We start from the raw sequence: 18649 nt of genomic DNA, 5'->3' as shown, positions 1-18649 counted from the left end.
GCCGAGTCCCGTGCCCCGCGCGGCGGCCGGCCGGACATCCTCGGCGCACTGACCTTCGGCCTGGCCCTGGTCGCCCTGGTAGCGGCCCTGACGCTGGGCCGCGACGGCTGGCTACGGGCGCCTGTCGGACTCCTCTTCGCGGCCTCCGTAGTCCTGATCGCGGCCTTCGCCGCCGTGGAACACCGGACCGGCACGCCGATGATCGACCTCGGCCTGCTGCGCCACGCCCGCTTCCTGGCCTCGTCGGCCGGCGGTCTGTTCACCGGCCTCGCGGTGATCGGCCTGTTCAGCTTCCTGCCGGCCCTGCTCCAGCGGACGCTCCGGCTGTCCCCCATGGACACCGCCTGGATGTTCCTGCTCTGGTCCGGACTGAGCTTCGCGGTCGCCCTCCAGGTCAAGCACCTGGCCGCCCGTATCGCCCCGCGCGTGCAACTCGCCGTCGGCTTCACCCTGCACACCATCGCCGTCCTGACCATGCTCGGCGCCCTCGGCTCCGGCTCCTGGATCCGGCTGCTGCCCGGCCTGATCATCGGCGGAGTGGGCAGCGGCCTGCTGAACGGGGCGCTGCCGTTGCTCGCCGTCGAATCGGTCCCGCGCGAGCGCGCCGCGATGGGCTCCGGCGCCCAGCAGACCTTCCGCTACATCGGCTCCTGCGCCGGCGTGGCCCTGACCATCGCCCTCGCCACCTCGGCCCGCACCCTCGCCCAGGGCGCGGACATCGCCCTGCTGGTGTCGGCGGGGCTGGCGGCGGTGGGGGCGGTGAGTGTGGTGGTGTTGCGGGAACGCTGAGGGCGCGAGCCGCCAGGTGACTCACCTGGGCCGCATGGAGATGAGCTTCCCCCACACCACCATCCGATAGCGCGAGGTGAACTCGGGGGTGCAGGTGGTCAGGGTGATGTAGTAGCCGGGTGTGTCGTACCCGTAGGACGGCCGGACGAGGGAGCGCGGGACGGCCCGGATGACCCCCGAGTCGGTCGCCGAGGTCTGCGGCAGCACCTGGTCGACGTCGTAGGTGTACGTCGCCGTCCGCGTCTCCACCTCGATGTCGTCCCCGCGCCGCAGCCGGGGCAGGTACCGGAACGGCTCACCGTGCGTGTTCCGGTGCCCGGCGAGCGCGAAGTTGCCTGCCTGGCCGGGCTGTTGAGTCCCCCGATAGTGACCGACATAGCCCTGGTTGAGGACGTCCGCCTTGCTCACGCCCTCGGCGACGGGGACCCGCAGCCCCAGCCGGGGGATGGTGAGGACGGCGTACGCCTGGGACGTCCGGGGCAGGACGACGGGGGCGTACGAGCGTTGCGGCGCACGGGAGGTGGGCCTGCCGGGGTCGGCCGCAGGAGCCGTGGCCGAGGCGGAGGGCACGACCGACGGCCCCCCGCTGCCCGCACCCGGGTTCCCCCACTCCCGCTCCAGCGCCTCCACCTTCCGCTCGGCGCCGCGCCGGGCCTCCCGGTTGGTCCACCACAGCTGGTGCACGACCAGCAGCATGAGCAGCACCCCGACGGTGACGAACACCTCACCGCCGCTCCACAGCACCCGCCGGTGCCGGGCACGCCGACGCCGGTCGCCGTGCCGTACGACCCGCACGCCGGACCGAACCCGCATCCGCACCCACCTCCGCGCCGAACTCCACGGGAGCCGCCCGCAAGATAGACGCAGCGCGTACAACTAGCCATACCACAGGGGAGAAGATCCCCTGCAGTCTCTTCCTCAAGTGGTTTTAGAAAGGAGTGTCACAACCCTCGACAACCTCACCCGCCACCCCCGATGCTTCCTGCTGCCGAAGCCGCAACGGAGAGGCGGAGAAGCCATGATCCGACGCAGAACACTGTTGGCCGCAGCGGGCGGCGGCCTCATGGGCAGCGCCCTGGCCACGGGCGCGGCACAGGCAGACGCGACGATTGCGATCAACCCGTCGGCCACGTACGGCACCTGGGAGGGCTGGGGCACCTCACTGGCCTGGTGGGCGAACGTCTTCGGCGCGAGGGACGACTTCGCGGACATCTTCTTCACCACGAAATCAACGACGTACCACGGCACGGCACTCCCCGGCCTGGGCCTGAACATAGCCCGTTACAACCTGGGCGCGTGCAGCTGGAACAGCGTCAACGGCGAGTCGATGAGCGCCTCCCCGAACATCCCGTCGTTCAAGCAGATCGAGGGCTACTGGCAGGACTGGACGAACGAGGACCCGGCCTCCTCGTCCTGGAAGTGGACGGCGGACGCGACGCAGCGCGCGATGCTGCAGAAGGCGGCCCAACGAGGCGCGATCACCGAGCTGTTCGCCAACTCCCCGATGTGGTGGATGTGCCTGAACCACAACCCGTCGGGCGCGTCGGACGGCGGCGACAACCTCCAGTCCTGGAACTACCGCCGGCACGCCTCCCACCTGGCGTCGGTGGCCCTGTACGCGAAGCAGAACTGGGGGGTGAGCTTCAAGACGGTGGAGGCTTTCAATGAGCCGTCCTCCTCCTGGTGGACGGCGACGGGCACCCAAGAGGGCTGCCACATGGATGCGGCGGTCCAGGCGGCCGTACTCCCCTACCTGCGCAGCGAGTTGGACAAACGAGGCCTGACGGCGACAGAGATCTCCGCATCCGACGAAACGAGCTACGACCTGGCCCGCACGACCTGGAACTCATTCTCCTCGACGACGAAGGGCTACGTGGACCAGGTGAACGTCCACGGCTACCAGGGCTCGGGCGGCCGCCGCGACCTCCTCTACACGGACGTGGTGACGACGGCGGGCAAGGCACTCTGGAACTCGGAAACGGGAGACAGCGACGCCACGGGCCTGACCCTGGCCGGCAACCTCCTCTACGACTTCCGCTGGCTGCACCCCACAGCCTGGGTGTACTGGCAGGTGATGGACCCGAGCACGGGCTGGGCGACGATCGCGTACGACGCGAGCAGCCTGCAGCCGGGCACTGTGCAGACGAAATACTACGTACTGGCTCAATTCACCCGCCACATCCGACCGGGAATGACGATCCTGGACACGGGAGTGAGCTACGCGGCGGCGGCGCTGGACAGGCAGGCGAAACGCCTGGTGATAGTGGCGGCCAACACCTCGTCATCGGCGACGACCCTGACCTTCGACCTCTCCCGCTTCTCCTCGGTGACCGGCAGCTCGGAAGGCCTGGTCCCCCGCTGGAACACGGTGACGACGGGCGGTACGGACCTCTACACACAGCACACGGACACGTACCTGTCAGGCAAGACGATATCGGCCCCCTTCGCAGCGAAGTCGATCCAAACGCTGCAGGTGGACGGCGTGACGGAGTGACGGCGTGAACGCCCGTTGACGGCCCTCTGACCAGCACTTACCCCCTTCCGTCCCGGCTCGGCAGTACGGTGTCCCCCATGCGCCCCGACACGCCTGCCGAGAACGTCGACCACACCGCCGAAGCAGCACGCCTGGAGCGGACCGCCGGACTGTATCCCGAGGACGCCGAGGCCCTGCTCCTGCGCGCCGCGGCCCACCTCGAACTGTCCGGCGACCGCCCCGCGGCCACCGCGCTCTACGACCGCCTGCTGTCCACGACGGACGGCCTGGAGAACCCGCCCCTGATCCGCGCCCTGAAGGCGTCGAACCTCTGGGAGTACGGCCACGAGGCGGAGGCCAGGGCGATCATCGAGGGCATCCGCACGACGGCCCCCCGGGACCCGGCGCCGTGGGTGATCGTGGCGGAGTCCCTGGAGTCCCACGACGAGCTGGAGGCAGCGGCGGAGACATTCACGGAGGCAGCGACCCTGCTCCTCCCGGAGGGCACGGAACCGATGCCCTCCACCCACCCCCTCCTCTACGGCCGCCACCGCGTCCGCCGCATGCTGGGCCTGCCGCACGACACCTGGGACACCCTGGCGGACACCCTCCACACAGCCCCGGTCTCCCTGGACGAACTCCACGACCCCAAACGCGTCTGGTCCCTGGGCTCGGACAACCCGGCAGAACTCCAGGCAGAAATCTCCCGCCTCCAAGCCGAACTGGGCGCCTACCGCGAGGCCCTCTCCCGCCCCTTCCCGGTAGCGGTCCTGCACTGGCCGGCGGGGGAGCTGGCGGAACTCCTCTCGGCCTACCCGACCCTCACCACGGAGTACCCGTCCCACGAGACCCACCTCGCGACCATAGAGTCGTCCCTCCGCGAACTGTCCTCTTCCGGCACGGCCAACCTGGGCATCGTGACGGGCACGGTCCCGTCTTACGAGGCGTTCGCGGCGTCGGAAGGTTCGTCCCCAGCGGACGCGACGCTGCTCCCGCAGTACGCGACGACGCTGGCGGCCCGGGGGCGGGCTGCGGCTTGGCCGCCGCAGCGGGGGGCGGAGTGCTGGTGCGTGTCGGGTCAGGCTTACGAGGGGTGCCACGGAGCGGCGTAGCCGGCCAGCCCCTACCGCTCCGCACCCACACGACGGCAATGACCCCAGCTCTACTCCTCGCTGGGGTCATCCCTGCCCAGCCACCACTCACGGTGGTAGCGAATGTAGTCCAGGTGAATCTTGTGCTTCCGGTGCCTCTTGAGCTTCGGCCGCAGGTTCCCACCCATGGCCCCAGCCCGCACGATGATCGACCAATCGTCGTCAATAACGATGGCACCGATATCAAGTCGCACATGGCAGTTGGGGCACAGACAGAGGACGTTCGGCTCAACGTCCGGGCCCTTGTGCGGCATCCCCAGAGGACGGATGTGGGCGCCTTCGCTATAAGGCTTCCCGCCTGGCCCCACCAGCCGGAGGCCACACGCCTGGCACTCTCCATCGTGGAGCCTTTTGACGTTCCTTATCACTGCGTCATCGCGCACCAGGCGCTGGACCTCGGCACTGCGCGTCTCAGGGAATCTTTCCCCCTCCGGCGCCTCCTCGCCCGACTCCTCCTCAGCCACATCCCCCACTGTCTCTGAGTCTTCTTCCGGCTGCTCTTCCTGTGGGCGCTCTTCCCGCTGCTCGAGCAGGTCCGATATCTGACGCTCCACCGAGGTCGGATCTTGGAGCTCATCGGGCAGACGCCTCAGGTCAAACTGACAGATCTCGATGGGTGTGCCGTCCGGTGCTGGCGACTTTGAGATGGCTGTACGGACATCCGTGATCTCGTACAGACCGTCGTACCTGTAGCAGTCGATCGGGGAGTACCTCGCATCACCCTTCCATCCCCGTATGACCCGTATGTAATGCCCTCGGTCATAACTCCGCTTCAGCGCTGCATTGTCCTGATACTCCCAGGACTGGCTACGCAGGAGCCTCGGAACCCCATCAACCTTGACCTTCTCCGTGTCAGGCGAGGCTCCCGTGTACCGGATCGTGGTCCAATCATCGTGATCGTCCTCATATCCCCCGTGCAGCACGATGGCATCAGCGACTTCGCTACCGTCCTCGTCATCGAGCCATGAGATGCCGCGCACCCTGTCCCGATGGAGGTTGCTGCGCAGCACCTGCAGCCGTCGGTGAAACTCTGCGCCCGGGGTGATGCCATCAATGTGACCGATCTTTCGTTTTCCCACCCCACCATACTGAAGCGACTCGATCAGTCATGTCACTTTCAAATCGCTATTTGACCGCGTCGCTGCCCGTGTGCGATCGCGTTGAGCAGCGTCGGCAAGCTGCCGCGGCTTGTCAGTGGTCCCTGTTACAACTGGTCATGCGGTTTGAGGGATCAAGGGGGACACGCATGACTCAACCAGGGGATCTGTCACAGCCCGTCTCGGGTGTGTACGAGCAGCTCGTTACCCGCCACTTGCAGGCGCAGATGAGGCAGTTGGACGCTCGGGGCTGGAAGGCCGTCGATGCGGAGGTCAGTGAAGAGTCCACCCCACACGTGTTGGCCCGCCACATCAGTGAGGCTGTGAGACTCAGACTGAGTCAACTACCCCACGACAAGCAGGTTGCCGTCGCCAACCAGATCATGTGCTCGCTGGCCGCCAGCGCTCCGGATCCAGATATGGATGAAATGGGCGGCGCCATCGCTGACGGTCCTCGACAACTGCTCGCACTTGCTGAGCGGGAAGCGCCAGGCGTCTACGCCATTCGCCCGCTCACGCCCCTGTCCGAGACGGCGTTGATCACGAACGCACCCGACGATCCCAGTCTGGGCGCGGAGTTGAGGGCGGAGCTTGCCACTGCAGACCGTATTGACCTGCTCTGCGCGTTCGTGAAGTGGTACGGAATACGGGTCCTCGAAGACTCACTGCGCGCAGCGAGGGAGCGTGGAGTCCCGATACGAGTCATCACGACCACCTACATCGGCGCCACCGATCGTTACGCATTGGACCGACTAGTCCGTGAGTTCGGTGCCGAGGTGAAGGTCAACTATGAAGTCCGCTCGACTCGTCTACATGCCAAGGCGTGGCTGTTCCGGCGCAACACCGGCTTCGACACGGCCTATGTGGGCAGTTCCAACCTGTCGAAGGCGGCTCTGCTCGACGGCCTGGAGTGGAATGTGCGGCTGTCATCGGTCGCCACTCCCAGGGTGCTCGACAAGTTTGAGGCGACCTTCGACGCCTACTGGGCCGACGCGACATTCGAGACGTACGACCCTGTCCGCGACGGCGAGCGACTTGCTGACGCATTGGCCCAGGCGGGCGGCACCGGGACGGCCGGTGAGCTCAAGATCAGCCTGTCCGGCTTGGAAGTACATCCGCTCCCGCACCAGAAGGACATGCTGGAGCGCCTTCGTGTCGAGCGTGAGATCCGCGGCCGTCACCAGAATCTCCTAGTCGCGGCTACCGGCACCGGCAAGACGGTCATGGCCGCCCTGGACTATCGGAACCTGCGCGACAAGCTCAGCGGAGCTCTCCCACGGCTGCTCTTCGTCGCCCACCGCAAAGAGATCCTGAGGCAGTCCCTGCGGACCTACCGTGAGGTTTTGGACGACGCGTCCTTCGGCGAATTGCTTTACAACGGCCAGGAGCCCCGCGAGTGGACGCACGTCTTCGCTAGCGTCCAGTCGCTCAACCTCAGACGTCTGGAGCAGTTCAATCCCGATCACTTCGACGTCATCGCTATCGACGAGTTCCACCACGCGACGGCGGACACGTACCGTCGCGTGATCGAGCACTTCAGACCAGCCGAACTCCTCGGCCTCACAGCGACCCCGGAGCGGATGGACGGGCTGAACGTGCAGGACGAGTTCTTCGGCGGGCGTATCGCCGCCGAGCTGCGGCTCTGGGAAGCACTCGAAAACGACCTGCTCTGCCCCTTCCACTACTTCGGGCTCCCAGACGGCACAGATCTGACCAACCTTGACTGGCGATCGGGCACCTACGACCGAGACGAGCTCGGCAATCTCTACACGGGCGACCATGCGCGGGCTCGTATCGTCATCAAGCAGGTCAAGGACAAGATCGCCCAGCCGGGCTCTATGCGTGCACTCGGTTTCTGCGTAACCAAGGCGCACGCGCACTTCATGGCCGGGTGTTTCCGTGAGGCAGGCCTCAAGGCCGAAGCCCTCGACAGCGACTCGGCTCCCGCCGTGCGTGAACGCACACTGGAGGACCTCAAGGCCGGACGCATCCAGGTGATCTTCTCCGTCGACCTCTTCAACGAGGGGCTCGACGTCCCCGATGTCGACACCCTGCTTCTCCTGCGCCCTACGAACAGCGCGACGGTGTTCCTCCAACAGCTCGGACGCGGACTGCGTCGTACGCCGAACAAGCCAGTGCTGACGGTGCTCGACTTCATCGGTCAGCACCGTGCAGAGTTCCGCTTCGAGGAGCAGTTCCGAGCGCTGACCAACCTTTCTCGCAACCGCTTGGTCGACAGCATTGGGCGCGACTTCCCTCAGCTGCCTTCCGGCTGCCAGATCATCTTGGAGGGCAAGTCCAAGGACCTCGTCCTCGACAACATCCGCACCCAGCTCAAGGCCACCATCACGACGCTCGCGAAAGAAGCCAGGAGCTACAGCACGCCCAGGTTGGCGGATTACCTGTGCGAGAGCCGTCGCGAGATCAAGGAGCTTTACAAGAGCGACAACTCATGGACCAAGGTGCTACGCAAGGCACGGTTCATCGAGGAAGCAGCCCCGACGGGTGAAGCAGACCTCCTCAAACGCGTTCACGCGTTTCTCCACGTAGACGACCCCGAGCGTGTCCGGTCCTATCTCCGCCTTCTCGAAGATGACGCCCCCGACTACGACTCGTTGTCGCCCAAGGAGCAGGCCTACGCCCGCATGCTCTTTTTCAACCTGTGGGACAACGCTGGCGGCTTCAGCAGCTACCAACGGGGGCTTGAATCGCTGCATACCCAGTGGCTAGTCCGGGACGAACTTCGACAGGTCCTGTCCTACATCCTTGACGAGGCCGACCACTACCCCATTCCTCTAGACGGCTCACTCAGCCACATCCCGCTGAAGGTTCACAGCGCCTACAACCGCTCCGAGATCCTTGCGGCCTTGGGGGTAGCCCAGCTGGGCGGGCAGATGCCCAAAGACTTCGGCCAAGGCGTTCGTTGGATCGAAGAGATAAAGACGGATGCACTACTCATCACCCTGGAGAAGAACGAGCGGGACTTCTCACCTACGGTCCGCTACAGGGACTACGCACTCAGCCCCACCCGCTTCCACTGGGAGTCACAGAGCACCACGCCGGAGAACTCCACGACGGGACTGCGCTATCAGCAGCATGCCCAGCAGGGCAGCCACGTCTTGCTGTTCCTGCGCCGCTACAAGCGCAACAGCATCGGCAAGTCCGAGCCTTGGATACTGCTCGGCCCAGCCACCTATGTGAAGCACACCGGCAGCAAGCCCATGGCGATCACTTGGGATCTGCAGCACGAACTTCCCACCGATGTGTGGTCGTACTCAGCCGCGATCTCCAGCGGATGAAAGTCCGGACGCCTGTTACGCCGGGACGTCCGTCACTGCCTCAAAGTGCACTTGCGCCCGGTCCAGCACATCGTCCGCGTTGCTGCCATGAGCGTGAAGCCAGTGGAGGAGGTCGGCGATGATGTTGATCGCTGCCTCCTCCGCACAGGCCAGTTTCAGCCTGCACCCCTCGGCACTCACCGCGCGCGGCGAATGTTCGGCCTTGTAGAGGTCCAGCAATCCCTCTGCTCTGCTCAGGCGTGGACCGTCGTTTGCCGAGCATGGCGAGGCGGGCTCGGTAGAGAGCTCACACCACGTCACCTTCCGATCGGCTTGGAGCTCAACGCCCCAGCGGGCAGCAATGGACTCAACAAGCCTCATGCCACGGCCGCTTTCAGAGCCGAATCCCACCTCAAGCAAGGTGGGCAGAGCGCGGGTGTCCGGATCGTGTACTTCGATCCGCACGTAGCTGCCGTTCATGGAGACGGCGAGCGTGGCCAGGGTTCCGAGGCCCACATGCGTGATGACGTTGGTAACGAGCTCACTCACGCAGAGTTGTGCCGCCTCCACGACGTCCTCCAACCCCCACAGCCCCAGGTGAAGGCGCATCAGCCGCCGGAGAGCCGCTACTTCCTCAGGATCTGCCGTGAACGGGAGATCCCACGATTGCCTCGCCGGACTGGCCTCGTTGTACCCCACGTCAACTCCCTCCCATAGACGCTATGTTGCGATGCGCAACTGATGATGCACTGAGAGTTGCATTGGAACTCTCAAAATGGAACTCTCACGTTGAGGTTGTGGGAGCGCGAAGGAGCACACGCGCCCCCGGCGCACACCGTCTTGCCGTCTCGCTACGGCAACCAGGACGATCTGACGGATCGACGCGAAGGGCCAGGACATGGCAGTTGGACCGACCACTCGTAGGCGCCAGCTCGGCGCGGATCTCCGACGTCTTCGTGAGGTCAAAGGTTTGACCCTTGAAGAGGCAGGTGCCCGGGTCGGTATCTCAAAGGCGACCCTCAGCCGCTATGAGACAAAGGAGGGAACCGTCAAGTGGCCAACGGTGGACGCCCTTTGTCGTGAGTACGGCGCCTCAGACGAGGAACGCCTCGCACTTGTCGAGCTGGCCAAAGCGGCCAAGGTCCAGGGCTGGTGGCGCTCGCTCGCCGACCCCATCCCCGAGTCCATGAACCTCATGTTGACCCTAGAGGACGAGGTCGTACGCGAAGACCACTTCGCCTGCATGTACGTGCCCGGACTCCTGCAGACCCGCGCCTACGCCGAAGCGGTCCACCGCGCTTCCGAAGTGGGCTGCCCTGAGCGGGAGGTCCAGCACATGGTCGACATCCGCATGAAGAGGCAAGAGCTCCTTGATCGCGTTGAGCCTCCACACATCTGGTGTGTGATCGATGAGGCCGCCATCCGACGCATCGTCGGCGGACGCGGCGTCATGCAGGAACAGCTACGGCACCTGCGGGCCATGAGCGAACGACCACACATCACGGTACAGGTGCTCCCGTTCTCAAGAGGCGCCCACGCTGCCGCCGTCGGCAGCTTCGCCGTCCTTCGCGGACCGAAGCGGGAACTGGACGTGGTCTACGTCGATCTCCTCGGCGGCGGGCTCTTCATGGAAAAGCCCGGGGAACTGGACCGCTACAGGTTGGCGTTTGAGTACCTGAGTGCGCAGGCACTCGACCTGGAATCCTCAGCAGAGCTCATCACCCGCATAAGCAAGGAGTCCTGATGACCAGACCGTCGGCACCCTTCTGGTTCACATCGACTTACAGCGGGGGCAGCGGTACGGAATGCGTTGAATGCGCACAGATGACCGAGAGCATCCTCGTACGCGACTCCAAAGACAGAAGCGGGCCCGTGCTCTCTGCCAGCGGGCAGGCCTGGCGCGCGTTCACCGGAGCCTTGCGGAGGGGACTACTGGAAGGGTGACGGCACTGTGCTCCGAGACGCCCCGGCGCCCAGGCAGAGACATGGCCGAGCAGTCTGCCAGGTGGCCAACTTCAAAACGGCTCCTCCTTCTCTGAGAAGGACGAGGAACTGGACCGATACAGGCTTGCGTTCGAGTACCTGCGCGCACAAGCGTTGGACATGGAGGCCTCCTCCAGCCTGATCCACCGTGCCCGCAAGGAGCTGTAAATGACCGCCGACCATCAGCCCGATACCGATCTCGTCTGGTTCAAGTCGTCGTACAGCGGCGGCAACACGACCGAGTGCGTGGAGACGGCCCTCGTGCCGGGGAGTGTGCTCATACGGGACTCGAAACGCCCTGTCAGCCACCGTCTCACTGTCTCAGCGTCTGCATGGACGTGGTTTGTTGCGGGCGCTCGGTCTTCGTCTGGCAACGCTTCGGCGTAGCTTGACGGCGAGTGTCAGTCCGTTGCGTCGTTGAAGGTCTTGATCAGTCCTGGCAGTTCCCCGAGGCTCTCGACTCTGAAGGTCGGGAGCCTCTCGGCTTCCGCCGAGCACCACTGGATCGTGGCCCATGGCCCCCGGTGGACCAAGGCAGTGCGCATGCCTGCGTCGGCGGCCGACCGGATGTCGTTGTCGATGCGGTTACCGACGTAGAGGATCTCGTCCTTGATGAAGGGCGACCCGGTCCCGTACCGGGAGTACCAGCGCTTCGCCCTCGCGGAATCGGTGCCCTTTGAGGAGTACGTGAAGGGCCTTGACGCTTGATCCTGAGCTGCTGGGGCAATCGAAATCCGACCTGGCCGAGACACTGAGAACGCTGCGCAAGCGAGCCGGGCTGTCCCAAGACGAGTCGGAAGACGCCGCCGCCTGGGTCGGGGCGCGTGTGGCCGAATACGCACCCCGGTTCGACTCCGAATGGGAGCGGAACTTCGTCGATCTTGCGGTACTGGTCAACTCCACTGCTGTGAAGCTGAGTTCGGGCGGCGATGTGGCCCTCGGGTGCTACCTCGAACGCCCCTCATTCCTGTCCCTTGCTGTAGTGACGTGTTCTCCGAACCGTGCGAGACCTGAACTGACGTGTCCCGTTGAACGAGGAGAGACAGAGTGACCAGCTTGATTCCCTGGCAGCAGCGGCTGTCCACCGGCACGGAAAACATCCAGGACGCAGTGGTCCGCTGGTACCAGTAGCCGAGTGATGCACCGCTCGACGGGGTTGCGCCGCCTTTGGGCGTCGCGGTCGGCTGTGGTTCGTCGCCCCGGCGGCCGTGGTGCAGTCGGCCGCTCGGATGAGTCGGCGGCACGGGAATTACCGCCCGGATGCCGCGCTTTCGTCAGTTCGTATGATTTCGGGATGCTGCCGTTTCGTGATCACAATACCGGCGCGCCTCCGTCCACATTGGGGTATTTTCTCACTAATCTCCATAACTGCAAGCGGTCGACCTGTCACTGACCGTATCCGTACGCACATCTGGAGATGACATGCACAAGCTTCACAAGACCGCCGTCCTGGTCGCGGCCATCGGCAGCGTCGGGCTCCTGGCCTCCGGGCCCGCTTACGCCGGCGGCGAGGGGGGCGGGGGCGGCAGCAGCGCCATGCAGAGCGCCAACTGCCGGTCGCACGACCTCAACCTCGACGTCATCGGCGAGCTCGGGATCCTCAACGGCGCGCTGGGCAACGCGATCAACGGCGAGGGCGACCCGGGCGCGCAGAGCACCCACATCGGCTCGACCATGGGCTGCAACGACAGCATCGGCTAAGCGGCCGGTTCCGTATTCCTGTACGGCGGACAGCGACGGCCGGCCAGGCGTCCGGTAGGCCGGTCGGCCTGCCCATCGCCGAAGGGGGGTGCCGGCCTTGTCCTCCTGAGGCCTGCACCCCCGGTGAACGACAGCGCGGCCGAGAAGCCCCCCAGCACCGGGGGGCTTCTCGGCTTGGGGCCCTCCTGTCAGAAACTTGACAGACCCCGACTCAGGTTCCAACCCCTCGCCGACCTGCGCGTTAGCCTCAGCGCAGACATAACGGACGCTAGGAGGCGCTCATGGCCAGGGTTCCCAGTGCAGTTCTTGCCGCTACCGGGCTCGTCGGTGGATACGGTGTTGCCCGCTGGACCAAGAAGCGGCAGCTGGGTGGGGCCGTGCTGGCCGTGGCCGGTGCCGCTGCCGCTCAGCAGTGGCGGAAGCAGGCCGGCGGGAAGGCCGCGGGGGCGCTCAGCGCCGCTTACGTCGCCGCGTTCGCCGGGTCCCACCCACTGGCCAAGAAGGTCGGCGCCTGGCCCTCCGTCCTCGGTGTCGCCGGTGCCGTCGCCCTCGCCTCCTGGGCCGTCGCCGACCGCAAGGCTTAAGCAGGCTCCGGCTACAACCCCGGTCACAGCGCCCCCGCCCTGAACGCCCTCCGATACGCCTGCGGGCTCGTCCCCACCACCCTCCGGAAGCGTTCCCTGAAGGCCGTGGGCGAGCCGAAGCCCGTCCGGGTCGCGATGCGTTCTACGGGGTACGGCGCCGCCTCCAGCAGATACTGGGCCCGCCGTACCCTCGCCCGGTGCAGTCACCGCAGGGGAGTCGTACCCATGCTCACCTCCCTCGCCGCCGTCGTGCTGGGCGCGCTGGCGCTGCCTCTCCAGAGCGCGCTGGTGGAGGGCCGGGGCGCGAATCCCGCGCGGCTCGCCATGGTCACCGGGGTGTTCAACCTGTTGTGGGCCACCATGTCCGTTCTGATGATCGTGCGGCCCTGATCCACCACCGACGCGTGACTTTCCCTTCCCAGGCGTGACCGTCCGATTTACGGTTCGTTACTCCGTACGGGCTGCGAACGTACGCCCGGAATGGAGGGGCTCGATGGGGGTCAGCATGTACACCAAGGAGCGACTGGAGGAGGCGGCTCGCGGGGCGCGAACGTTGTCGGAGGCACCGGAGAGGCTGGGGGTGGATCCGGGGAGTTCGACGCGGCGCTATGTCTGCGAGCGAATGAAGAAGCTGGGGGTGGATGTCTCGCATTTCGATCGGGAGGGGGTGAAGTGGACACGCACGGTTCTTGAACCGGTGGTGGCAGCATCGGCCAGCATCAACGAGGTGGTACGCCAACTAGGACTGGACTCGGTCGGTGGCCACCAGGCCAACATCGCCCGGCGAATCAAGGCGTACGGCATCGACACCTCGCACTTCGCGCCTGTGGTCCGCACCGAGCGGATGAGGTACAACCAGCGCCGCCGAACCCCTGCAGAGATCCTCGTCGAGGACACGTCGGCGCATGCTCCGTGCATCCCGAGCTACCGCCTCAAGAGGGTGATGAACGAGGTGGGCGTCGAGGAGCGCTGTGCCCTGTGCGACATCGAACCGGTCTGGCTGGGCGAACCGCTCCCGCTGGAGGTAGACCACATCGACGGCAACTGGCGGAACAACCGCATCGACAACCTCAGGTTCCTCTGCCCCAACTGTCACTCAGCAACGGACACTTATCGAGGTCGGGGAAAGGGGCGTTCTCGGGCAGGAACCCTATGAGCAGCGGCGTGCAGTACACGCGCGAACGGTTGGCCCAGGCAGCCGCGCAGTGCTCAAGCCTTGACGAGGTCATCGCCTTCTTCGGTACCCGACCGTACGGACACCTGCCCGGATACCTCGTGAAGCGATTCGCCTACTTTGGCATCGACATCTCGCACTTCGCACCCGCCGGCAGGCAAGCGCGCCCCAGTCCTGATGAGTTGCGGGCGGTGGTCGATGAGTCAGTTTCCATCGCCGAGGTGCTTCACCGCCTGGGCCGCACGAACAATGGTGGCCAGCGCGCGAAGCTTCGCAGGTGGATCGCCGACGACTGCCTCGACACTGCGCACTTTCTCGGGCAAGCCCATCAGAGAGGGAAGCCGAGTACGAATGCCAAGCGGCCGGAGGACGTCCTCGTAAGACACGACGGCGCACACCGGATCGCGACCAAACGCCTCCGGCGTGCGCTCCACGAAGTGGGCGTACCTGAGCAGTGCGCCAGATGTGCAGTCGGCCCGGAGTGGCTCGGCAAGCCCATGACGCTGGAGATCGATCACATCAACGGGGACTGGCGCGACAACCGGCGGGAGAATCTGCGGTTGCTGTGCCCTAACTGCCACGCGATCACCAGCACCTGGTGTCGAGGAGGGCGACGAGCGGTCCGTAGCGCCCAGTAGAGTAGGCAATGCTGAGGGCCCGTACCCCAGCTGGCAAGAGGGCGCCGGTTTAGGTCCGGTGTGTCGTGGGTTCGAGTCCCACCGGGCCTACAGACGCAGTGGGGCCGTCCGTCTGGACGGCCCCACTTCCGCTCTCAGCCGAGTAGTTCCCGTACGACCGGCACCAGTGCCCGGAACGCCTCCCCCCGATGGCTGATCGCGTTCTTCTCCTCCGGGCTCAGCTCGGCGCACGTGCGCGTCTCGCCCTCCGGCTGCAGGATCGGGTCGTAACCGAAGCCGTTCGTGCCCGCCGGGGCGTGCCGCAGTACGCCCCGCAACTGCCCCTCGACCACTCGCTCCCGCCCGTCCGGCAGCGCCAAGGCCGCCGCGCACGCGAAGTGGGCCCCGCGGTGCTCGTCCGCGATGTCGGAGAGCTGGGCCAGCAGGAGGTCCAGGTTGGCCTTGTCGTCGCCGTGCCGGCCGGCCCAGCGGGCGGAGAAGATGCCGGGGGCGCCGTTCAGGACGTCGACACAGAGGCCGGAGTCGTCGGCGACGGCCGGGAGGCCCGTGGCCCGGGCGAGGGCGTGGGCTTTGAGGAGGGCGTTCTCGGCGAAGGTGACGCCGGTTTCCTTGACGTCCGGGATGTCGGGGTACGCGTCGGCGCCGACGAGTTCGTGGGTGAGGCCGGCGTCGGCCAGGATGGCCCTCAGCTCGGTGATCTTTCCGGTGTTGCGGGTGGCGAGGATCAAGCGGGTCATGCCCGCCAGTATTCCTCGCCGCCGCAGCTGCGGTTCCGCCTGCCTGCCGCACCCGCGGTTCCGCCCGCCCGTCGCTACAGTGCCGCCCGTCCGCCGCACCCGCGGTTCCGCCTGCCCGTAGCTACAGCTCCGCCTGCCCCGCGCCTTTGAGCATGTTCAGGTCGAACACCTCGGCCATCCTGCTGAAGCCCCGGTCGCTGGGGTGGAGGTGGTCGCCGGAGTCGTCATCGGGGCGGAGCCGGCGTGGGTCGTAGGGGTCGCGCAGCGCCTTGTCGAAGTCGACGACCGCGTCGTACACGCCACCGGCACGTATCCGCGCGTTGACCTGCTGACGCACCGCCTCCCGGGCCGGGCTATAGCTGCGGTGGCCCTGGAACGGCATCAGCGTGGCGCCGACAGCCTTCAGACCGCGGGCGTGCGCCTCGCGGACGAGTGTGCGCAGACCGGCGATGATGCTGTTCGGGTCGGCGAGCTGAGGGTTGCGCAGGATGTCGTTGACGCCGAGGTCAATGACGACGACCTTGACGCCGGGGCGGGAGAGCGCGTCCCTGCCGAAGCGGCCGAGCCCGCTCTGGTTCTCGGCGGGCCGGCCGAGTCCGTCGGCGAGGACCTGGTTGCCGCTGATGCCCTCGTTCACGACGCTGTAGCGCGGCACCTGCCGGCCGCTCTCCAGCGCGCCGCGCAGCCGGGCCGCGAGGATGTCCGGCCAGCGGTGGTTGGCGCCGGTGGTGGACGTTATGCCGTCGGTGATGGAGTCCCCGAACACGACGACCGTGCCGTCCGCTTCGTTGCTGAGGACGTCGAGGGACGTCAAGTAGCGCCAGTGCGGGGTCTGTTCGGTGTACGGGGTGCCGGTCGCGTCCTCGGTCGCGTCGCCGTCGGCGAGGTAGGAGGTCTGCCGGGCGTACGGGTGGTAGGTGACCGGGCCGGAGGGGGTTGGCGAGTAGGTGGTGATCAGGACGTCGCTGTCGTGCGGGATGGCGAGGCGTACGGCGTCGCTGACGACCTGTTCGCCGGGCGGGATGACCACGCTGGTGGCGCCGTTGAAGGTGAGGCGGCCCATCGAGTCCGGGTCGGCCGCGGCGGTGCCGTCGCCCGCGGACAGCGCGATCGAGGCGTGTGTGAGGGTCAGTGGGGTCTGGCCGTAGAGGTTGGACAGCGTGATCCGGGCGCTCGTACCACCGGTGCTCGTGTGCACGACATTGCGCACCGAGTGGCCCGCGAGCCCCTCGGTCTCGGTGCCGGGTTCGCCGCCGACCGGGGAGGTGGACCAGGCGCCGACCCAGGTGCCGGTCGAGGCGGGGGCGGCGGAGGAGCCGTGGTGCGGGCGGTCGTCGGCGAGAGCGCTGCGTGCGGCGCCGTGGTCGGCCGCCACGGTGAGGTAGATCGCGGCGGACACGGCCACGACCAGCGCGACGAGCGCACTCAGCACCGCATAGCCCTGTCGCCTGGTCACGCTGGTGGGGTTCTCCTCGGAGGCGGGAGCCCAAGGCTCCGATCTTGATGAGCCCATGATGCGTCATGGGCCGGGGAGAGCTGTCAGGACCCTGCCCAAACCGCCGTTCGGACATACGCCGGGAACTCTTGTTCCGTTCCGGGAGTCGGTCAGGCAGGGACAATTGTGTGCGGGATCACCGCGGGATCACCGAACGGGTGGAGCTGATGGAACCGACCGAGACGGAGACGACGGCGTCGGCACCGGCGACGGCGACGGCGCGAGGCGTGTCGTACCGCACCATGACGGCCTTCACCCCGGCCGACGAGGAGCGCCGGCGCGGGGTGTGCCGTATGAAGCTCACGGCGACGGGTCTGCTGCTGTTCGTGGCGCTGGTCTATGTCCTGGCCAAGCTCGCCGGGCACCAGGGCGCCGGGCCCTGGGCCGGGTATGTGGCCGCGGCCGCCGAGGCCGGCATGGTCGGCGCCCTCGCCGACTGGTTCGCGGTCACCGCGCTGTTCCGGCACCCGCTCGGGTTGCCCATTCCGCACACCGCGATCATTCCCACCAAGAAGGACCAGCTGGGTGTCTCACTCGGCGAGTTCGTCGGTGAGAACTTCCTCTCCGAGGACGTCGTACGGCAGCGGCTGCGCGCGGTCGGTATCGGCAGCCGGCTCGGGGCCTGGCTGGCCGAGCCGGAGCACGCGGACCGGGTGACGGCGGAACTGGCGACCGCGCTGCGCGGCGCGCTGACGGTGCTGCGGGACTCGGACGTGCAGGCGGTCGTGACCGAGGCCGTCACCCGGCGGGCGAACACCCAGGAGATCGCCCCGGGCCTGGGCAAGCTGCTGGAGGGGATCGTCGCCGACGGCGGGCACCGGCGGGTGGTGGACCTGGTGGTGACCCGGGCGCACGACTGGCTGGTGCTGCACCGGGACGAGGTGATGGTGGCGGTGGAGGGCGGCGCCCCGGGCTGGACCCCGAGATTCGTGGACCGCAAGGTCGGCGAGCGCGTCTACAAGGAGCTGCTGCGTTTCTGTGCCGAGATGCGGGACATGCCCGCGCATCCGGCGCGCGGCGCGCTGGACCGCTTTCTCACCGACTTCGCCTCCGACCTGCAGTCCGACACGGACACCCGGGCGCGGGTGGAGCGGCTCAAGGGCGAGGTGCTGGGCCGTGGCGAGGTGCAGGACCTGATCGCGTCCGCCTGGACGGCCGTACGGTCCATGATCGTGGCGGCGGCCGAGGACGAGCGGAGCGAGCTGCGGCTGCGGGTGCGGGCCGCGCTGCTGTCGCTGGGCGCGCGGATGGCATCCGAGCCGAAGGTGCAGGAGAAGGTCGACAGCTGGGTCGAGGGCGCGGCGGTGCACGTCGTGACGACCTACCGCAAGGAGATCACCTCGCTGATCACCGACACGGTCGCCGGCTGGGACGCCGAGCACACCACCCGGAAGATCGAGGCTCACATCGGCCGCGACCTGCAGTTCATCCGGATCAACGGCACGGTGGTGGGATCACTGGCGGGACTGCTGATCTATGTGGTGACGCGCACGCTGGGGGCGTGAACCCTGCCGTGTGATTCGCTGGCCTTCTCCGTCGGCGCGGCCCT

General features: G+C 66.8%; 18 protein-coding genes, 1 tRNA gene and 5 pseudogenes. 17 read left to right on the top strand and 7 right to left on the bottom strand.

Translation table 11 applies throughout. The features are described 5' to 3' along the window. The coding region (locus M878_RS76105; RefSeq protein ID WP_023550250.1) for an MFS transporter at positions 1-789 on the top strand (789 nt) is incomplete at its 5' end. Positions 790-810: 21 nt separating this feature from the next. Here M878_RS76105 and M878_RS76100 read toward each other — a convergent pair. Next, positions 811-1602 carry a class E sortase gene (locus tag M878_RS76100; RefSeq protein ID WP_023550248.1) on the bottom strand — a complete coding sequence of 264 codons (792 nt, stop codon included), beginning with the start codon at positions 1600-1602 and terminating at the stop codon, positions 811-813. Positions 1603-1807: 205 nt separating this feature from the next. Here M878_RS76100 and M878_RS76095 point away from each other — a divergent pair, with 205 nt between their 5' ends. Then, positions 1808-3283, top strand: coding sequence for a glycoside hydrolase (locus M878_RS76095; protein ID WP_031225858.1), 1476 nt, complete (start codon positions 1808-1810; stop codon positions 3281-3283). A 77-nt stretch (positions 3284-3360) separates the two neighbouring features. Then, on the top strand, positions 3361-4374 hold the full coding sequence (locus M878_RS76090; RefSeq protein WP_023550245.1) for a hypothetical protein: 1014 nt from the start codon (positions 3361-3363) through the stop codon (positions 4372-4374). A gap of 50 nt (positions 4375-4424) precedes the next feature. Here M878_RS76090 and M878_RS98985 read toward each other — a convergent pair whose 3' ends face one another. Continuing rightward, positions 4425-5492, bottom strand: a complete 1068-nt coding sequence (locus tag M878_RS98985; protein ID WP_106962757.1) for a YDG/SRA domain-containing protein — start codon at positions 5490-5492, stop codon at positions 4425-4427. A gap of 167 nt (positions 5493-5659) precedes the next feature. Here M878_RS98985 and M878_RS76080 point away from each other — a divergent pair, with 167 nt between their 5' ends. Next, complete coding sequence (locus tag M878_RS76080; RefSeq protein WP_031225857.1) at positions 5660-8809, top strand: DEAD/DEAH box helicase; 3150 nt, start codon at positions 5660-5662, stop codon at positions 8807-8809. A gap of 15 nt (positions 8810-8824) precedes the next feature. On the opposite strand, the gene M878_RS76075 is transcribed toward M878_RS76080, so the two are convergent. Further along, entirely contained in the window at positions 8825-9487 is a 663-nt protein-coding gene (locus M878_RS76075) for an ATP-binding protein (RefSeq protein ID WP_031225856.1), read from the bottom strand. 199 nt (positions 9488-9686) lie between these two features. Between M878_RS76075 and M878_RS76070 the strand changes: the two genes are divergently transcribed. From M878_RS76070 to M878_RS94865, 4 genes and pseudogenes are all read left to right on the top strand, one after another. Beyond that, positions 9687-10532, top strand: a complete 846-nt coding sequence (locus M878_RS76070) for a helix-turn-helix domain-containing protein (RefSeq protein WP_031225855.1) — start codon at positions 9687-9689, stop codon at positions 10530-10532. Then, positions 10532-10732: a DUF397 domain-containing protein gene (locus tag M878_RS94870; RefSeq protein WP_078630400.1), complete on the top strand. Its 201-nt coding sequence runs from the start codon at positions 10532-10534 to the stop codon at positions 10730-10732. Before M878_RS76070 ends, M878_RS94870 begins: the two co-directional genes overlap by 1 nt. A gap of 78 nt (positions 10733-10810) precedes the next feature. Next, positions 10811-10939 (top strand): annotated as a pseudogene (locus tag M878_RS000000100200) (XRE family transcriptional regulator); the annotation flags it as partial. Continuing rightward, positions 10940-11158 carry a DUF397 domain-containing protein gene (locus M878_RS94865; protein WP_078630399.1) on the top strand — a complete coding sequence of 73 codons (219 nt, stop codon included), beginning with the start codon at positions 10940-10942 and terminating at the stop codon, positions 11156-11158. It abuts the pseudogene before it with no gap. 14 nt (positions 11159-11172) lie between these two features. Here M878_RS94865 and M878_RS000000100195 read toward each other — a convergent pair. Beyond that, a pseudogene (locus tag M878_RS000000100195) lies at positions 11173-11391 on the bottom strand (HAD hydrolase-like protein); the annotation flags it as partial. On the opposite strand from M878_RS000000100195, the pseudogene M878_RS000000101945 reads away from it, so the two are divergent. The 4 genes and pseudogenes from M878_RS000000101945 to M878_RS48955 all read left to right on the top strand — a co-directional run. After that, a pseudogene (locus M878_RS000000101945) lies at positions 11387-11479 on the top strand (DUF6879 family protein); the annotation flags it as partial. The pseudogenes M878_RS000000100195 and M878_RS000000101945 overlap by 5 nt on opposite strands. A 79-nt stretch (positions 11480-11558) precedes the next feature. Continuing rightward, positions 11559-11822 (top strand): annotated as a pseudogene (locus tag M878_RS000000100190) (hypothetical protein); the annotation flags it as partial. 371 nt (positions 11823-12193) lie between these two features. Beyond that, positions 12194-12472, top strand: coding sequence for a hypothetical protein (locus tag M878_RS76065; RefSeq protein ID WP_023550234.1), 279 nt, complete (start codon positions 12194-12196; stop codon positions 12470-12472). A gap of 281 nt (positions 12473-12753) precedes the next feature. Further along, on the top strand, positions 12754-13056 hold the full coding sequence (locus M878_RS48955) for a hypothetical protein (protein WP_031225854.1): 303 nt from the start codon (positions 12754-12756) through the stop codon (positions 13054-13056). 23 nt (positions 13057-13079) lie between these two features. On the opposite strand, the pseudogene M878_RS94855 reads toward M878_RS48955, so the two are convergent. Then, a pseudogene (locus tag M878_RS94855) lies at positions 13080-13280 on the bottom strand (helix-turn-helix domain-containing protein); the annotation flags it as partial. A gap of 1 nt (position 13281) precedes the next feature. Here M878_RS94855 and M878_RS97730 point away from each other — a divergent pair. The 4 genes from M878_RS97730 (at position 13282) to M878_RS76045 (ending at position 14958) form a co-directional block, all read left to right on the top strand. After that, positions 13282-13446: a hypothetical protein gene (locus M878_RS97730; RefSeq protein WP_023550230.1), complete on the top strand. Its 165-nt coding sequence runs from the start codon at positions 13282-13284 to the stop codon at positions 13444-13446. A 103-nt stretch (positions 13447-13549) separates the two neighbouring features. Further along, complete coding sequence (locus M878_RS76055) at positions 13550-14212, top strand: HNH endonuclease signature motif containing protein (RefSeq protein ID WP_031225851.1); 663 nt, start codon at positions 13550-13552, stop codon at positions 14210-14212. Continuing rightward, a complete protein-coding gene (locus M878_RS76050; protein ID WP_023550227.1) occupies positions 14209-14868 on the top strand; it encodes an HNH endonuclease in 660 nt (219 codons plus the stop codon). Before M878_RS76055 ends, M878_RS76050 begins: the two co-directional genes overlap by 4 nt. Before the next feature lie 15 nt (positions 14869-14883). Then, a tRNA-Leu gene (locus M878_RS76045) sits at positions 14884-14958 on the top strand. Positions 14959-15002: 44 nt separating this feature from the next. On the opposite strand, the gene rdgB is transcribed toward M878_RS76045, so the two are convergent. Together rdgB and M878_RS76035 are read right to left on the bottom strand one after the other, a co-directional pair. Next, entirely contained in the window at positions 15003-15605 is a 603-nt protein-coding gene (gene rdgB / locus M878_RS76040) for an RdgB/HAM1 family non-canonical purine NTP pyrophosphatase (protein ID WP_023550225.1), read from the bottom strand. Positions 15606-15726: 121 nt separating this feature from the next. Beyond that, positions 15727-17061: an SGNH/GDSL hydrolase family protein gene (locus M878_RS76035; protein ID WP_023550223.1), complete on the bottom strand. Its 1335-nt coding sequence runs from the start codon at positions 17059-17061 to the stop codon at positions 15727-15729. 206 nt (positions 17062-17267) lie between these two features. Between M878_RS76035 and M878_RS76030 the strand changes: the two genes are divergently transcribed. After that, positions 17268-18605 (top strand): DUF445 domain-containing protein, encoded by a 1338-nt coding sequence (locus M878_RS76030; protein ID WP_051430302.1) that lies wholly within the window; start codon positions 17268-17270, stop codon positions 18603-18605. Positions 18606-18649: the final 44 nt, after the last annotated feature.

This window comes from Streptomyces roseochromogenus subsp. oscitans DS 12.976, assembly GCF_000497445.1.
GTDB lineage: Bacteria > Actinomycetota > Actinomycetes > Streptomycetales > Streptomycetaceae > Streptomyces > Streptomyces oscitans.
Note: the sequence above shows the minus strand (reverse complement) of the source record. Positions and strands in the feature narration are given on the sequence as shown.

Coding starts and splice junctions, on each gene's coding strand:
- M878_RS76100 (WP_023550248.1), bottom strand. CDS start 1,602: ATGCGGGTTCGGTCCGGCGTGCGGGTCGTACGGCACGGCGACCGGCGT.
- M878_RS76095 (WP_031225858.1), top strand. CDS start 1,808: ATGATCCGACGCAGAACACTGTTGGCCGCAGCGGGCGGCGGCCTCATG.
- M878_RS76090 (WP_023550245.1), top strand. CDS start 3,361: ATGCGCCCCGACACGCCTGCCGAGAACGTCGACCACACCGCCGAAGCA.
- M878_RS76080 (WP_031225857.1), top strand. CDS start 5,660: ATGACTCAACCAGGGGATCTGTCACAGCCCGTCTCGGGTGTGTACGAG.
- M878_RS76070 (WP_031225855.1), top strand. CDS start 9,687: ATGGCAGTTGGACCGACCACTCGTAGGCGCCAGCTCGGCGCGGATCTC.
- M878_RS94870 (WP_078630400.1), top strand. CDS start 10,532: ATGACCAGACCGTCGGCACCCTTCTGGTTCACATCGACTTACAGCGGG.
- M878_RS94865 (WP_078630399.1), top strand. CDS start 10,940: ATGACCGCCGACCATCAGCCCGATACCGATCTCGTCTGGTTCAAGTCG.
- M878_RS76065 (WP_023550234.1), top strand. CDS start 12,194: ATGCACAAGCTTCACAAGACCGCCGTCCTGGTCGCGGCCATCGGCAGC.
- M878_RS48955 (WP_031225854.1), top strand. CDS start 12,754: ATGGCCAGGGTTCCCAGTGCAGTTCTTGCCGCTACCGGGCTCGTCGGT.
- M878_RS97730 (WP_023550230.1), top strand. CDS start 13,282: ATGCTCACCTCCCTCGCCGCCGTCGTGCTGGGCGCGCTGGCGCTGCCT.
- M878_RS76055 (WP_031225851.1), top strand. CDS start 13,550: ATGGGGGTCAGCATGTACACCAAGGAGCGACTGGAGGAGGCGGCTCGC.
- M878_RS76050 (WP_023550227.1), top strand. CDS start 14,209: ATGAGCAGCGGCGTGCAGTACACGCGCGAACGGTTGGCCCAGGCAGCC.
- rdgB (WP_023550225.1), bottom strand. CDS start 15,605: ATGACCCGCTTGATCCTCGCCACCCGCAACACCGGAAAGATCACCGAG.
- M878_RS76030 (WP_051430302.1), top strand. CDS start 17,268: ATGGAACCGACCGAGACGGAGACGACGGCGTCGGCACCGGCGACGGCG.